Consider the following 15,196-nt stretch of genomic DNA (forward strand, 5'->3'; position numbering starts at 1 on the left):
CAGTCGAACCTATCATGGGTCGCCTTGTGGTGGTCGGCCTTGGGCTGATCGGCGGCTCGTTCGCTAAAGGGGTGCGCCAGAGCGGATTGTGTCGCGAGGTGGTCGGTGTCGATCTGAACGCGCAGTCGCGTCGCCTGGCCGTCGAGCTGGGCGTGGTGGACCGTTGCGAGGAAGATCTGGTCGTTGCCTGTCAGGGTGCGGATGTGATCCAGCTGGCGGTCCCGATCCTGGCGATGGAGCGCATGCTGGCCTTGCTTGCTCCGCTGGATCTGGGTGACGCCGTGCTGACGGACGTCGGCAGTGCCAAGGGCAATGTGGTCCGCGCGGCTCGTCAGGCCTTTGGTCGTATGCCGCCGCGCTTCGTGCCGGGGCACCCGATTGCAGGCTCGGAGCAAAGCGGCGTCGAAGCGGCGAATGCCGAACTGTTTCGTCGTCACAAAGTGATTCTGACGCCAGTGGAAGAGACCGATCCGGCGGCGCTGGCGCTGGTCAATCGGCTGTGGACGGCCTTGGGTGCGGATGTCGAGCACATGCAGGTCGAACGCCATGATGAAGTGCTGGCGGCGACCAGTCACCTGCCGCACCTGCTGGCGTTCGGTCTGGTGGATTCGCTGGCCAAGCGCAACGAGAACCTGGAGATCTTCCGGTATGCCGCCGGCGGCTTTCGTGATTTCACCCGAATCGCCGGTAGCGATCCGGTCATGTGGCACGACATCTTCCTCGCCAACCGCGAGGCCGTTCTGCGCACGCTCGATACGTTTCGCAGCGACCTGGACGCGCTGCGCGATGCGGTGGATGCCGGTGACGGTCATCAGATGCTGGGTGTTTTCACCCGTGCGCGAGTGGCGCGCGAGCATTTCGGCAAGATCCTGGCGCGTCGTGCCTATGTGGAAACCAAGGATGTCGAGCACGTGATCTTTCAGGCGCAACCCGGTGGCAGCGTCAGCGGCAGCATTCGTGTGCCCGGTGACAAATCCATTTCGCACCGCTCGATCATGCTCGGCTCCCTGGCTAAGGGTATCACCGAGATCGAAGGCTTTCTGGAAGGCGAGGACGCCCTGGCGACCCTGCAGGCATTTCGCGACATGGGTGTGGTAATCGAAGGGCCGCATCAGGGGCGGGTGACTATTCATGGTGTCGGCCTGCACGGCCTGAAGTCCGCGCCGGGCCCGATCTATCTGGGTAATTCCGGCACTTCCATGCGCCTGCTGGCCGGCTTGCTGGCCGGACAGGACTTCGACAGTACCCTGATCGGCAGTGCATCGCTGTCGCGGCGCTCGATGGAGCGGGTGGTCGAACCGTTGCGCACCTTGGGCGCGGTGATCGAAACCGGTGCCGAGGGACGTCCGCCGCTGGTGGTCCGTGGCGGCAAACGGCTGACCGGCCAGGTATGCATCACCCCCATCGCCAGCGCGCAGGTCAAATCATCGCTGCTGCTCGCCGGGTTGTATGCCGGCGGCCGGACGGCAGTGGTCGAGCCCGCGCCGACCCGTGATCACACCGAGCGCATGCTCAATGGCTTTGGTTATCCGGTCAGTGTCCAGGGCCACCAGGTTTCGGTGGAAGGCGGGCATGCGTTGGTAGCGACACGCATTCAGGTGCCTGCCGACATTTCCTCTGCCGCCTTCTTTCTGGTCGCGGCCGCCATTACCGAGGGTTCCGACCTGCGTCTGGAACATGTGGGCGTCAATCCCACGCGTACCGGCATCATCGAGATCCTGCGGCTGATGGGCGCTGATATCAGTCTGGTCAATGAGCGCGAAGTGGGGGGTGAGCCGGTTGCTGATCTTCATATTCGCCATGCGCCGCTGCGCGGAGTCGAGATTCCCGAAGTGCTGGCCCGGCCGGCGTTCGATGAATTCCCTGCATTGTTTATTGCGGCAGCCTGTGCCCAGGGGCGTACCATTATACGAGGCGTCCACGAACTGCGAGTCAAGGAGTCGGATCGCGTCCAGGCCATGGCGGACGGGCTTGCAAGCCTGGGCGTCAAGGTCGAGTCCGCGACCGACGGTATTTTCATCGAGGGTGGTGTAATAGGTGGCGGCGAAATAGACGCGCGCGGCGACCATCGGGTCGCGATGGCTTTTGGCGTTGCGTCCTTGCGGGCGTGCGCGCCGATTCGTATCCACGATTGCGCGAACGTCGCCACATCGTTTCCTAATTTCCTGGCGCTGTGCGCTCAAGTCGGCATGCGTATAGCGCAAGAGGTTCAAAAGTGAAGATCAAAGCACCCGTTATTACCATCGATGGACCAAGCGGTTCGGGCAAAGGCACCGTTGCCGGTCTGTTGGCGCGCCAGCTGGGCTGGTGTCTGCTCGATTCGGGCGCGCTGTATCGCCTGCTGGCGTTCGCCGCGCGCAATCACGGCGTGGACCTGACCAACGAGGAAGCGCTCAAATTGCTGGCTGCGCATCTCGACGTTCAGTTCGAAGCCGCTTCGGCAGGTCATGGGCAGCGCATCATTCTGGAAGGCGAAGAAGTCACCAACGCGATCCGCAACGAGCAGATCGGCAGCGGTGCATCACAGGTCGCGTCGTTGCCGGCGGTGCGCGATGCATTGCTGCAGAGGCAGCGGGCATTTCAGGAAGAACCGGGCCTGGTGGCCGACGGTCGCGACATGGGCACGGTGGTGTTTCCGGATGCGCCATTGAAGATTTTCCTGACTGCCAGTGCCGAGGAACGAGCGCGCCGACGTTACTTGCAGTTGAAGGCCAAGGGTGATGATGTTAGTCTGTCGAGTCTGCTAGATGAGATAAGTGCGCGCGACGAGCGTGACACCCAGCGAGCGGTAGCCCCGCTCAAGCCGGCGCATGACGCCATACAGCTGGATTCTACCGAGTTGTCCATCGAGCAGGTGCTGGAGCGCATCCTGAGTGAAGTCGCACTACGCGATATCGCCGGATGATCAAGGAGCCTCGCGAGAGACCAGACATAGTCTCGCAGGCGTCCTTTAATATGAACGAAACCCACGTTGTCTGGAGCGTGGCAGATGGGCGTATCCTTCGCCCTTGATCAACAGGAATTAAAATGAGCGAAAGCTTTGCAGAACTTTTTGAAGAAAGCCTAAAAACCCTGAACCTTCAGCCGGGCGCAATCATTACCGGTATCGTTGTCGACATCGACGGTGATTGGGTAACTGTTCACGCCGGCCTGAAGTCCGAGGGCGTCATCCCGCTCGAGCAGTTCTACAACGACGCTGGCGAGCTGACCATCAAGGTCGGTGATGAAGTGCACGTTGCGCTGGACGCGGTCGAAGACGGCTTTGGCGAAACCAAGCTGTCCCGCGAAAAAGCCAAGCGCGCCGAGTGCTGGATTGTTCTGGAAGCGGCTTTCGCAGCTGAAGAAGTGGTCAAGGGCGTTATCAACGGTAAGGTTAAAGGCGGCTTCACAGTCGACGTTAACGGCATCCGTGCGTTCCTGCCTGGTTCTCTGGTTGATGTCCGCCCAGTGCGTGACACGACTCACCTGGAAGGCAAAGAGCTCGAGTTCAAGGTCATCAAGCTGGACCAGAAGCGCAACAACGTTGTCGTTTCCCGTCGCAGTGTCCTGGAAGCCGAGAACAGCGCCGAGCGCGAAGCTCTGCTCGAGTCCCTGCAGGAAGGCCAGCAAGTCAAAGGTATCGTCAAGAACCTCACCGATTACGGCGCATTCGTCGATCTGGGTGGCGTCGATGGCCTGCTGCACATCACCGACATGGCCTGGAAGCGTATCAAGCATCCATCGGAAATCGTCAATGTTGGCGATGAGATCGATGTGAAGGTCCTGAAGTACGATCGCGAGCGCAATCGTGTTTCCCTGGGTCTGAAGCAACTGGGCGAAGACCCATGGGTTGCTATCAAGGCTCGTTACCCGGAAGGCACCCGCGTCACCGCGCGCGTTACCAACCTGACCGACTACGGCTGCTTCGCAGAGCTGGAAGAAGGCGTGGAAGGCCTGGTACACGTTTCCGAAATGGACTGGACCAACAAGAACATCCACCCTTCGAAAGTCGTTCAGGTTGGCGATGAAGTGGAAGTCATGGTTCTGGACATCGACGAAGAGCGTCGTCGTATTTCCCTTGGCATCAAGCAGTGCAAGTCGAACCCGTGGGAAGACTTCTCCGGCCAGTTCAACAAGGGCGACAAGATCTCCGGCACCATCAAGTCGATCACCGATTTCGGTATCTTCATTGGTCTGGACGGCGGCATCGACGGCCTGGTTCACCTGTCCGACATCTCCTGGAACGAAGTGGGCGAAGAAGCCGTACGTCGCTTCAAGAAAGGCGACGAGCTTGACACCGTGATCCTGTCGGTTGATCCAGAGCGTGAGCGCATCTCGCTGGGTATCAAGCAGCTGGAAAGCGATCCGTTCTCCGAGTACGTCACTGTCAATGACAAAGGCGCAATCGTTCGCGGTATCGTTAAAGAAGTTGACGCCAAAGGCGCCATCATCACTCTGGCCGACGACATCGAAGCGACCCTCAAGGCTTCCGAAATCAGCCGTGACCGCGTCGAAGACGCGCGTAACGTTCTGAAGGAAGGCGAAGAGATCGAAGCCAAGATCATCAGCGTTGACCGCAAGAGCCGCGTAATCAGCTTGTCCATCAAGTCGAAAGACGTTGAAGACGAGAAAGAAGCTATCCAGAGCCTGCGTAGCAAGCCTGAAGCTGCTGAAAGCACTGGTCCTACCACTATCGGTGACCTGCTGCGTGCGCAAATGGAAAAACAGAACTAAGTTCTGCTTTCCAGTGAAAAAGGGCGACTTCGGTCGCCCTTTTTTGTGTCCGCGATTCAGACATCGCTCAGGCGGGCGCGGGGTCTATCATCATGCGACCTGTGCCTTTGGACGCGTCGAGGAAGCTGCAAGCCGCAGGTTATCGGCCTGTGACAGGACTCCAGCGCTTGAAAAGCACGCCACGCTTGTGACTGTCATGAATCAGGGGGCGGATGACATGAGTTCACATAAGTCAATACATGGGCTGTTCAAAATCTTCCGACCATGCTACAACCTTCGGAGCGCTGACCTAGCTGCTTGAAAAAGAAGGGAAAAATATGACGAAGTCGGAGTTGATCGAACGAATTGTCACCCATCAAGGGCTGCTCTCATCCAAGGATGTCGAGCTGGCCATCAAGACCATGCTTGAACAAATGTCTCAGTGTCTGGCGACAGGCGACCGTATCGAAATACGGGGCTTTGGCAGCTTCTCTTTGCACTATCGTGCTCCGCGAGTCGGTCGCAACCCTAAAACGGGCCAGTCGGTCAGTCTCGACGGCAAGTTCGTTCCTCACTTCAAGCCGGGCAAGGAGCTCCGTGACCGGGTCAATGAAGAGGAAGAAGGCTTTCAAGCCGAGTAACCAAGGATTTGCAGATGCGCATTTTTAAACGAATTCTTCTCATTGTCGTGGCGTTGATCGTCGTGGCGGTCACCATGGTGTTCATGCTGGAAAACCGTCAGACCGTGGCCCTGACCTTTATGGGCTGGTCTGCTCCCGACATCTCGGTCGCCGTTGCGATTGTGCTTGCCTTGCTGGTAGGGATGTTGATTGGTCCGGTGTTCGCCTGGATCGCCAGCCTGCGCAGGAAACGTGTCCACTCCGCACGCTCGATCTGAGCCTGCAATAGCGGCATGCCGGGTGCAAATCCGGCGGCAAGCTCCAGGCGCGATGTCTGGAAATTTCGTGTCTCCCAATACTTTGAACGCCAATACAGACTCGAAAAAAGCGACGGCAAACCTGTCGGATCGTGCTGCTGATTAATGAATACGGCTCTGATAGTTTTGTAGGAAGTTTCTGTTAGTTTCGATTGAATTCGAGTTTATATTTGTACGGCTTTTAGACCGCTTCGCCCGATTTCCAGCAAACACGGCATCTGATCGAGCATTCCGCGCATTTTGATGTTCGCTCAACAGGTTAATGCACGTTTTATCCCGGCTTGAAAGTTATGTCTGGCTATGCAGAATGCACGCGCTCGTCTGAACCCATGGGCGTATCAGGCGCGTTCATCTGTTTATCAGTCGTTGCTCGAGGAATGAATCGGATGTCATACCCTGAAATTATCCACCATGGTGCAGTTGCCGGTGTTACAGGCTCCTGTCATCAGCTATGCATGGATGGACTGAACAGCCTGTTGATCGATTGCGGCGCGATTCAGGGCGGTGGATTGCCGGGCGACTCCACGGGGTTGGGGTTCGATCCCGCCGGGATCAAGGCGGTCATTGTCAGCCATGTGCACAATGACCATGCCGGGCGCTTGCCGGAGCTGCTGGCCGCAGGCTTCAAGGGGCCGATACTTTGCAGTGAGCCTTCGGCCCATCTGCTGCCGGTAGTGATCGACGACATCCTGAGGCTGCAACATGGCCGCGACTCCAAACACGCCGCCGAGCAACTCAATGCGATCCAGAGGCGGGTGATCGGGTTGCCGTTCGGTCACTGGTTCACGCTGAGCGACAGCGACACGCTGAAGTGCAGGGTGCGTCTGCAGCGGGCAGGACATATCCTGGGTTCTGCCTACGTGGAATGCGATGTGCAATACCCACAACAGGGACGTGCAGAGCGCGTGGTGTTTTCCGGCGACCTTGGGGCGGGTCATACGCCCATGCTGCCGAGCCCTCGGTCGCCCGAGTGCGCGGACATTCTGGTGCTGGAAAGCACCTACGGCGATCGTCTCCATCAGGATCGCAGCACTCGCCAGCTACGGCTGGAGCAGATTATCGACAAGGCGCTGGAGGACCGGGGCACGGTATTGATTCCCGCCTTCAGCATCGGTCGAACTCAAGAACTGCTCTACGAGCTGGAGGATATCCTGCAGCGCAAGGCGCTCTTGAGCCGCACGTCCGCTTCAGCGGACGCCCTTGCGGCCGACCAGCTGGCGACGCTCGACTGGCCGCAGCTGCCGATCATTCTCGACTCGCCGCTGGCCAGCCGGTTTACTCAGGTTTACCAGTCCTTCCAGGACTACTGGGACGCCGAAGCGCAGGCGCGAGTGCAGGTCGGGCGCGCGCCGCTGGGCTTTGACCAGTTGATCACCATCGACAGTCACGACCAGCACTTGCAGACGGTCAACTACCTGGCCAGCACCCTGCGTCCGGCCATTGTCATCGCCGGAAACGGCATGTGCGCCGGCGGCCGTATCGTCAACTATCTCAAGGCGATGCTGGGTGATCCACGCCATAACGTGATTTTCGTCGGCTATCAGGCCAAGGGCACGCCCGGCGCCGCCATCCAGGCCCACGGTCCTGTCGGCGGTTACGTGGAACTCGATCGTCAGCGCTACGACATTCGTGCGGGTATCGAAACAGCTTCGGGTTATTCGGCGCACGCCGATCAGGAAGGTCTGGTCGGGTTCGTGACAGGCATGGAGCAGTGGCCGCGCCAGATCCGGCTGGTCCACGGCGAAGCCCGCGCCAAGAAAGCACTGGGTCAGGTATTGCAGCGCAAGTATGCGATGGCGCGACGTAATCTGGAGTTGGTTATTCCCTGACAACGCGCGGTGAGTGTTCGTTTAAATGGTTTAAAGCGTTCTTCGATGTTTAAACGCCGTCATCGGAATGCTGCAGATTATTACTTGACGGTATTGCCAAGTGTCCTGTAGATGAAGAATTCAGTTGATTAAAAATGTTGCTTAAGTAGTATCTTCGCTCTTTTCAAGCGGGACGTCCGGACGTGAGCAAGCAGCTTGCCGTAATCGGCATAACGGGTGCGACAGGCTTTGTTGGGCGCGCGCTGGTCGAGCATCTGCTCGCCAATTCGGCCCATCCGTTGCGCGTTGCGGTGCGTGACGCTCGCCTGAGTTCGAGCGCGCGGGTCGAGGTGGTAAACGTGCCGTCACTGGCTCCCGACAATCGCTGGGAAGGCCTGGTGGTCGGCACTGATGTGGTGATCCACTGCGCCGCTCGCGTCCATGTGCTCAGCGACTCGGCGGGTGATCCCCAGCACGAATACCATCAGGCCAACGTGCTTGGCACCCTGAACCTCGCCGAGCAGGCTGCTGCCGCTGGTGTCAGGCGCTTCATCTTCATCAGCTCGATCAAGGTCAACGGCGAATCCACCGAGCCCGGCACCGCGTTTCACGCTGATGCCCCGGCTCAGCCTCAGGACCCTTACGGCAGGTCGAAAATGCAGGCGGAAGAGGCGTTGCGCCAACTGGCGAGCCGTACCGCAATGGAAGTGGTGATCATTCGCCCGGTGCTGGTGTATGGCCCAGGGGTCAAGGCCAACTTCCGGAACATGATGCGCTGGCTGGACAAAGGGTTGCCGCTGCCGTTGGGGGCTATCGATAACCGTCGCAGCCTGGTGGCGCTGGATAATCTGGTGGATCTGATCGCGACCTGCATCGACCATCCGGCTGCCGCCAACCAGACCTTTCTGGTCAGCGACGGCCGCGACCTCTCGACCACCGAGTTGTTACGTCGGATGGGCACGGCGCTGGGCAAGGCACCCCGGCTGCTTCCGGTTCCGACCTGGTTGCTCAGAGGTGCAGCGGCAGCGCTGGGGAAAGCAGCTTTTTCGCAACGGCTGTGCGGCTCGCTGCAGGTCGACATCAGCAAAACCCGTGACATGCTCGGCTGGACACCGCCGGTGACCCTCGAGGATGCAATGGACACCACCGCGCAGGATTTTCTGGAACATAAACACCATGCTTGAGTGGTTGTCGATTTTCGTCATCGCTGTTCTTTCGCTGGGCCTGACAGCCTGGATTCGCAAATATGCGCTTGCCAGGAGCCTGATGGACATTCCCAACGCACGCAGCTCGCACTCGGTGCCGACGCCGCGTGGCGGCGGTGTTTCCATCGTGGTGGCCTTCGTCCTGGCGCTGTTCGTTCTCTGGAGCCAGGGGCACGTGGCCACCAGCGCGTTGGTGGCGCTGGTCGGCGCCGGCGGGCTGGTGGCCTTGATCGGCTTCATGGATGACCACGGCCACATCGCGGCCCGATGGCGTCTGCTGGGACACTTCGCGGCGGCAGGCTGGGCGCTGGGCTGGCTGGGCGGGCTGGCACCTCTGGTGCTGTTCGGTGTCAGTATCGACATGGGCGTCGTCGGGCACGTCCTGGCGGCTTTCTATCTGGTGTGGATGCTCAATCTGTACAACTTCATGGACGGCATCGACGGCATCGCCAGTGTGCAAGCCGTGACGGTCTGCAGTGGCATCAGTCTGATTTACTGGCTGGGCGGCTATCAGGAGCTACTCTGGAGTCCGTTGCTGCTGACTGCGGCGACGCTGGGATTCCTGTTCTGGAATTTTCCGCCCGCACGGATTTTCATGGGCGATGCCGGCAGTGGTTTTCTGGGAATCGTGCTTGGCGTGCTGTCGGTTCAAGCCGCCTGGGTAGCGCCGCCATTGTTCTGGGCCTGGCTGATTCTGCTGGGCGTGTTCGTGGTGGATGCGACGCTGACCCTGATTCGTCGGCTGGTGCGTGGCGACAAGATCTATGAAGCGCATCGCAGTCACGCCTACCAGTTCGCGTCACGTCGGTTCGGCAGGCATCTGCCGGTCACACTGGCGGTGGGTGCGATTAACGTGCTGTGGTTGTTGCCGGTCGCGATGTGGGTAGTGCTGCTGGACGGCGACGGATTGACCGGGGTTTTGCTCGCCTGGCTGCCGCTGGTTTTCCTGGCGGTGAAGTTCGACGCAGGTCAGTTGGAGCGCAATTGAATGCGCGGGTCCAGCAGTTTTCATATAGATTGAGACATTGTTTGTCTTTTGCGCATAGAAGCAGATCGGACGCAACCGAGAGACCGCGGGCCGGTGGAGGAGTGTTTACCGAGTGATGAGCAAGTTGAGAGCCGTTCTGCTGGCATTGCCACGCCGGCAGAAGCGAATACTCCAGGTCGCCGCAGACGTGGTGCTGGTCTGGATCGCATTGTGGATGGCGTTCATCGTCCGCCTTGGCATCGAAGACATGATCAATCCGATGGAAAAGCACACCTGGCTGTTCATATGCGCCCCGGTGGCCGCGATCCCGCTGTTCATCCGTTTCGGCATGTACCGCGCGGTGATGCGTTATTTCGGCAACGACGCCCTTATCGCGATCATCAAGGCGGTGACGATCTCCGCGCTGATCCTGGGCTGCATGGTCTATGCCTACAGCAACCATCAGCAGATCATTCCCCGCTCGATCATGTTCAATTACTGGTGGCTCAGCCTGGTCATGATCGGCGGCTTGCGCCTGGCGATGCGGCAGTATTTCCTTGGTGACTGGTTCACCGCTGCCCGGCACGTGCCGTTTGCCAGTCGTGACGACGGTTTGCCCAAAGTGGCGATCTATGGCGCCGGCGCGGCCGGCAATCAGCTGGTGGCTGCCTTGCGCATGGGACGTCTGATGCGCCCGGTGGCTTTCATCGACGACGATGAATCGATATCCAACAGGGTCATCTCCGGGTTGCAGGTCTACAAGCCCAAGCATATCCAGCAGATGATCGACGTCACCGGCGCCCAGGAAATTCTGCTGGCCATCCCGTCGTCATCACGCGGGCGCCGCCGGGAAATCCTCGGTTTCCTGGAAGGATTTCCGCTGCACGTACGAAGCGTGCCCGGTTTCATGGATCTGGCAGCCGGCCGGGTCAAGGTCGACGACCTGCAGGAAGTCGATATCGCCGACCTGTTGGGTCGCGACTCCGTTCCTGCCCGTGAAAACCTGCTGGAACACTGCATCAAAGGGCTGACGGTCATGGTGACGGGTGCCGGCGGTTCGATCGGGTCGGAGCTGTGTCGGCAGATTCTGTTGCTCAAGCCGACTCAGTTGTTGCTGCTGGATCACAGCGAATTCAATCTTTACAGCATATTGTCCGAACTCGAACAGCGTGCCGCTCGTGAGGCGCTGCCGGTCAAGCTGCTGCCCATCCTGGGATCGGTGCGTAACCATCCCAAGCTGCTGGCAATCATGAAAACCTGGAAGGTCGACACGGTCTATCACGCGGCTGCCTATAAACATGTGCCCATGGTCGAGCACAACATCGCCGAAGGCGTGATCAATAACGTCGTCGGCACGCTGAATACCGCCCAGGCGGCACTGCAGGCCGGTGTTTCCAACTTCGTGCTGATCTCCACCGACAAGGCAGTACGGCCGACCAACGTGATGGGCAGTACCAAGCGCCTGGCGGAGTTGATCCTGCAGGCATTGAGCCGCGAAGCCGCGCCGGTGATATTCGGTGACAAAGCCAATGTCTATCAGGTCAACAAGACCCGCTTCATCATGGTCCGCTTCGGCAACGTGCTCGGCTCATCCGGCTCGGTCATTCCACTGTTCCACAAGCAGATCCAGACCGGCGGCCCGCTGACGGTCACTCATCCCAAGATCACGCGCTACTTCATGACCATCCCTGAAGCTGCGCAATTGGTGATTCAGGCCGGCTCCATGGGGCAGGGCGGCGATGTCTTCGTGCTGGACATGGGCGAGCCGGTGAAGATCATCGAGCTGGCCGAGAAAATGATTCACCTGTCGGGGCTGAGCATTCGTTCCGAGAAAAATCCTCATGGTGACATCTCGATCGAATTCACCGGGCTGCGGCCGGGTGAGAAGCTCTATGAAGAGCTGTTGATCGGCGACAACGTCGTGGCGACCGAACATCCCATGATCATGAGCGCCACCGAGGACTACCTGCCGTGGGACCGCCTGAAAATATGCCTGAGCCGCCTGCTCGATGCGGTGGACAATGATGATTACACAGCGGTGCGCCAGCTGCTTCGCGAGACCGTGAATGGCTACGCACCCGAAGGCGATATCGTCGACTGGATGTACCAGGAGCGGCGTCACGAGCCGTGATCCCGCCAGGCCGGCAAGGCACCTGAATGGTGTTACGGACACGCGCGGATACGGCTGGATATAAACCGATACGCTCGTTTTTTTGACAGATGGGTACGCTGAGTTAGTTTTGAGTCACGGCACTTGGAGTGCCGCTTGAAAATGACTACGGAGCTTGACTCATGCGATCCACACTCTTTTCCTCTTTGCTGTTTGCCCTGCTGACCAGTGCCTCGGTGGCCGTTACCGCAGCGCCTGCGGATAATTCCGGCAGCATGATGGCGCCAGCTGCGATGCAGGCCCAGACCCACATGGCAGGCAGGGTCAATCTCAACAGCGCCGATGCGGCCACCTTGCAAAAGGAGCTGGCCGGTATTGGCAAGAGCAAGGCAGAAGCCATCGTTGCTCATCGGGAATCCAACGGCGCTTTTACCTCGATCGATGAGTTGGTCGAAGTAAAAGGCATCGGCAAAGCCCTGCTGGACAAGAACCGTGATCGCCTGTCGCTTGAATAGTGATTGACTGATACACGCTGAGGAAGACCGGCCTTGCAGGCCATGTGAACCGCGGTTTACATGGCTCGCCTGACCGGTCTTTCTCCCGGACACACCGACTTCCGCCTCATGCATCTCGCTCTCCTCATACCGGCAACGCAGGCATCCCCAACCGGCTGGTCTGATATCTCTTTGATTTCCTTGCTCAATCCCGGACAATTGCGCCCCTGTTTTTGGGGTGGCGCCGACTGCCGAGTTTTTTGACGCGCTGCTCCTTTCTTGAAGCAACCCGGCATGGAGACCAGACCGGATGAATGATCAGGCCAATGGCGTCGTAGAACGTCTGGATGTAGCTCCCGCGAGCCTCGCCTCGTGGAACCGTAACGACACCACCTGGATGCTCGGCTTGTTCGGCACCGCTATCGGTGCGGGCACGCTGTTCTTGCCGATCAATGCCGGCATTGGCGGCTTCTGGCCGTTGCTGGCATTGGCGCTGCTGGCATTCCCGATGACGTTTTACGCGCACCGCGGGCTGACTCGGTTCGTGCTGTCCGGTCGCAACGGCGGGGACATCACCGAAGTGGTCGAAGAGCATTTCGGTAAAGGCGCCGGTGCGATGATTACCCTGCTGTATTTCTTCGCGATCTTTCCGATCCTGCTGATCTACAGCGTGGCATTGACCAACACCGTCACCAACTTTGTCGAGCACCAGTTGCACCTGAACGCGCCGCCTCGCGCCTTGCTGGCGTTTCTGCTGATTGCGGGTCTGATGGTGGTGGTGAGCCTGGGCGAGCGACTGATCGTCAAGGCCATGAGCCTGATGGTGTATCCCTTCATCGTTGCGCTGCTGTTTCTGGCCGTGTTTCTCATTCCGCACTGGACCGGCGGCATTCTGGAGACGGCGACCACGTTGCCCGAGCCTTCGAGCTTCCTGCCGACGCTCTGGCTGGCCATTCCAGTCATGGTGTTTTCGTTCAACCACACCCCGATCATTTCGGCGTTCGCGGTCGATCAGAAGCGCCAATACGGGGCAAACGCTGAACAGCGCAGTTCGCAGATTCTGGCGCGAGCCCACGGCCTTATGGTGGTCATGGTGCTGTTCTTCGTATTCAGCTGCGTATTAACGCTATCGCCTGCGCAACTGGCTGAAGCCAAGGTGCAGAACGTTTCGGTGCTGACTTACCTGGCCAACCATTTCAACAACCCGACCATCGCGTTCGTGGCCCCGTTGATAGCCTTCATCGCTATCGCCAAGTCGTTCCTGGGCCATTACATCGGTGCCAGCGAAGGCTTGAAAGGTCTGGTCGTGAAGACCGGTCGCCAGCCGGGTCCACGTATGTTGAATGTGCTCACTTCCGGTTTCATGCTGGTCGTATGCTGGATCGTGGCGACGCTTAACCCCAGCATTCTGGGAATGATCGAAACGCTGGGTGGCCCTGTGATTTCGGCATTATTGTTCCTGATGCCGATGTACGCGATCCGCAAAGTGCCCGCCATGCGTCAGTACGCGGGCAAGCTCTCCAACGTGTTTGTGGTGATCGCCGGGGTGGTCGCGATTTCCGCGCTGGTCTATTCGCTGATGCGTTAAGCGCACACAGCCAATGGCAGGCCGGCGTCTAACGCCGGCCTTTTTGTATGCGCGTTTGCTTGGGTGCCGCACAGACATACGCCATGCCAAGAGCGGCGGATCAATCCACAGGGTCAGGAAACAGCGGGCGGGAAAGCAGCATGATGCTCGCGTAGTCGTACACATACTGACGACCTGCGTGGCTGGTCGCGCGCAGTTGGTCGATCAGCATACGTTCCTTCTGGTTCAGATACCTCAACGCCGGATCTCCACTGGACTTCAGGCGATCACGTTCATGGGCGTCAGGGAAAGCAATGACGTTCGTCATGAAATATCTCCTTGGGTTGAGTCCTTGCGTGTTGCGATGCAGCCCCGTTTGCGGTGCAGGAAGTGAGGCCTCACCTTACCCATAAAAACTTCATGCGATCAACCCTGATCCCCCGGAAGGTGACGGACGCCTCAAAGCGCTCGCACTACCTCGAACGTTTCCCGGGTGCCGTTGATGACCATTTCGACCTCATCGCCCTCCAGTTTGCCCAGCAGGCTTTGCCCTAGCGGAGCGCGGGCGGTGATGACTGTCACCGCTTCATCGCCTGCCTGCACTTTCAAACCGGCAGCGTCCGGGCCAAGAAAGAAGTAGCGAACCCGCCCTGAGGCAGATTCAAGGGTAATGAGATCACCAGTCTGAATACCACGAGATTCATCGGCTGGTTTGAGCTGCCATGCTCGATACAGCGCCAGGGATTGCCGGATTTCTTCGACACGCCGTGCCTGACCGGCTGCCAGGTAAGATGCCTCCAGCCCGAGGGTGTCGTACTTGTTCTCGGCGATGTTTTCTTCGTGGGTCGCCGTTTCATAAGCGGTCTGCGCCGCCCGCCGGGCGATGTCCAGATCGGCTTCAAGCTTGAGCACGATCAGGTCGAGGACGTGCTGTTTGTTCATTTCAACCACAGTATTCATTGATATTGGCCCGACTCTTTTCGCTGGGCGCGGTCCGGTCCTGTTGCATCCAGAAATCGCATTTGGACCGGCTGTAATTGCGCTGCTGTTGTTCCTGCACCTGTTCGCGAGCCTGACGTGCTTCGCTCTCGCGCAGGCTCTGTTCGTATTTGCGGAACATCGCGGTTTGCGGGTCGTCCGCAGGTAACGGTTGCGCAGCCGGGGAGTGCGGCCTGACCAGTTCGGCGGCGGCCTGCTCCAGCACCTGGGTCTGCGCGGGTGGCAGCTGCTTGTAGAACAGCATGCCGGTGACGGCCACGGCCATGGCGCCCAGCCAGATGCCCAGGGCGATACAGAGGATCAGTTTCAAGGACACGTAGAGTTCGCGACGGCGGGCGCTGGAGGACATGGCTGGATTCCTTTCAGGACGAGTGCTGTGATTGTGCCACGCCTGGTGACCCGCAGGCAGTGCGCACT

General features: G+C 59.2%; 14 protein-coding genes. 11 read left to right on the forward strand and 3 right to left on the reverse strand.

What is annotated here, in order from left to right; genetic code table 11:
* Positions 1–11: 11 nt before the first annotated feature.
* The 11 genes from EGJ27_RS14600 to EGJ27_RS14650 all read left to right on the forward strand — a co-directional run bounded on the left by EGJ27_RS14600 (position 12) and on the right by EGJ27_RS14650 (position 13,801).
* Positions 12–2,219: a bifunctional prephenate dehydrogenase/3-phosphoshikimate 1-carboxyvinyltransferase gene (locus EGJ27_RS14600; protein WP_256672854.1), complete on the forward strand. Its 2,208-nt coding sequence runs from the start codon at positions 12–14 to the stop codon at positions 2,217–2,219.
* Complete coding sequence (gene cmk / locus EGJ27_RS14605; protein WP_125831458.1) at positions 2,216–2,905, forward strand: (d)CMP kinase; 690 nt, start codon at positions 2,216–2,218, stop codon at positions 2,903–2,905. Before EGJ27_RS14600 ends, cmk begins: the two co-directional genes overlap by 4 nt.
* A gap of 122 nt (positions 2,906–3,027) precedes the next feature.
* The gene (rpsA, locus tag EGJ27_RS14610; protein WP_125831459.1) at positions 3,028–4,713 is read left to right on the forward strand and encodes a 30S ribosomal protein S1; all 1,686 of its coding nucleotides are present in this window, start codon (positions 3,028–3,030) and stop codon (positions 4,711–4,713) included.
* 317 nt (positions 4,714–5,030) lie between these two features.
* Positions 5,031–5,333, forward strand: coding sequence for an integration host factor subunit beta (gene ihfB / locus EGJ27_RS14615; RefSeq protein ID WP_125831460.1), 303 nt, complete (start codon positions 5,031–5,033; stop codon positions 5,331–5,333).
* A 14-nt stretch (positions 5,334–5,347) separates the two neighbouring features.
* Positions 5,348–5,590: a LapA family protein gene (locus EGJ27_RS14620; RefSeq protein ID WP_125831461.1), complete on the forward strand. Its 243-nt coding sequence runs from the start codon at positions 5,348–5,350 to the stop codon at positions 5,588–5,590.
* A gap of 425 nt (positions 5,591–6,015) precedes the next feature.
* Positions 6,016–7,458, forward strand: coding sequence for an MBL fold metallo-hydrolase RNA specificity domain-containing protein (locus EGJ27_RS14625; protein WP_125831462.1), 1,443 nt, complete (start codon positions 6,016–6,018; stop codon positions 7,456–7,458).
* A gap of 182 nt (positions 7,459–7,640) precedes the next feature.
* Entirely contained in the window at positions 7,641–8,621 is a 981-nt protein-coding gene (locus EGJ27_RS14630) for an SDR family oxidoreductase (RefSeq protein WP_125831463.1), read from the forward strand.
* Positions 8,614–9,630: a glycosyltransferase family 4 protein gene (locus tag EGJ27_RS14635; RefSeq protein ID WP_125831464.1), complete on the forward strand. Its 1,017-nt coding sequence runs from the start codon at positions 8,614–8,616 to the stop codon at positions 9,628–9,630. The genes EGJ27_RS14630 and EGJ27_RS14635 overlap by 8 nt, the downstream gene beginning before the upstream one ends.
* A 115-nt stretch (positions 9,631–9,745) precedes the next feature.
* Complete coding sequence (locus EGJ27_RS14640) at positions 9,746–11,740, forward strand: nucleoside-diphosphate sugar epimerase/dehydratase (protein ID WP_125831465.1); 1,995 nt, start codon at positions 9,746–9,748, stop codon at positions 11,738–11,740.
* Positions 11,741–11,901: 161 nt separating this feature from the next.
* Positions 11,902–12,234, forward strand: a complete 333-nt coding sequence (locus tag EGJ27_RS14645) for a helix-hairpin-helix domain-containing protein (RefSeq protein ID WP_125831466.1) — start codon at positions 11,902–11,904, stop codon at positions 12,232–12,234.
* A 289-nt stretch (positions 12,235–12,523) separates the two neighbouring features.
* On the forward strand, positions 12,524–13,801 hold the full coding sequence (locus EGJ27_RS14650; RefSeq protein ID WP_125831467.1) for an aromatic amino acid transport family protein: 1,278 nt from the start codon (positions 12,524–12,526) through the stop codon (positions 13,799–13,801).
* 100 nt (positions 13,802–13,901) lie between these two features.
* Here EGJ27_RS14650 and EGJ27_RS14655 read toward each other — a convergent pair whose 3' ends face one another.
* From EGJ27_RS14655 to EGJ27_RS14665, 3 genes are all read right to left on the reverse strand, one after another.
* The gene (locus EGJ27_RS14655; RefSeq protein WP_125831468.1) at positions 13,902–14,108 is read right to left on the reverse strand and encodes a hypothetical protein; all 207 of its coding nucleotides are present in this window, start codon (positions 14,106–14,108) and stop codon (positions 13,902–13,904) included.
* Between the two features lie 131 nt (positions 14,109–14,239).
* A complete protein-coding gene (locus tag EGJ27_RS14660) occupies positions 14,240–14,722 on the reverse strand; it encodes a GreA/GreB family elongation factor (RefSeq protein ID WP_125831504.1) in 483 nt (160 codons plus the stop codon).
* Between the two features lies 1 nt (position 14,723).
* Positions 14,724–15,128, reverse strand: a complete 405-nt coding sequence (locus tag EGJ27_RS14665) for a hypothetical protein (RefSeq protein ID WP_125831469.1) — start codon at positions 15,126–15,128, stop codon at positions 14,724–14,726.
* Positions 15,129–15,196: the final 68 nt, after the last annotated feature.

The sequence above is a fragment of the Pseudomonas sp. v388 genome (assembly GCF_003935425.1).
Classification (GTDB): domain Bacteria; phylum Pseudomonadota; class Gammaproteobacteria; order Pseudomonadales; family Pseudomonadaceae; genus Aquipseudomonas.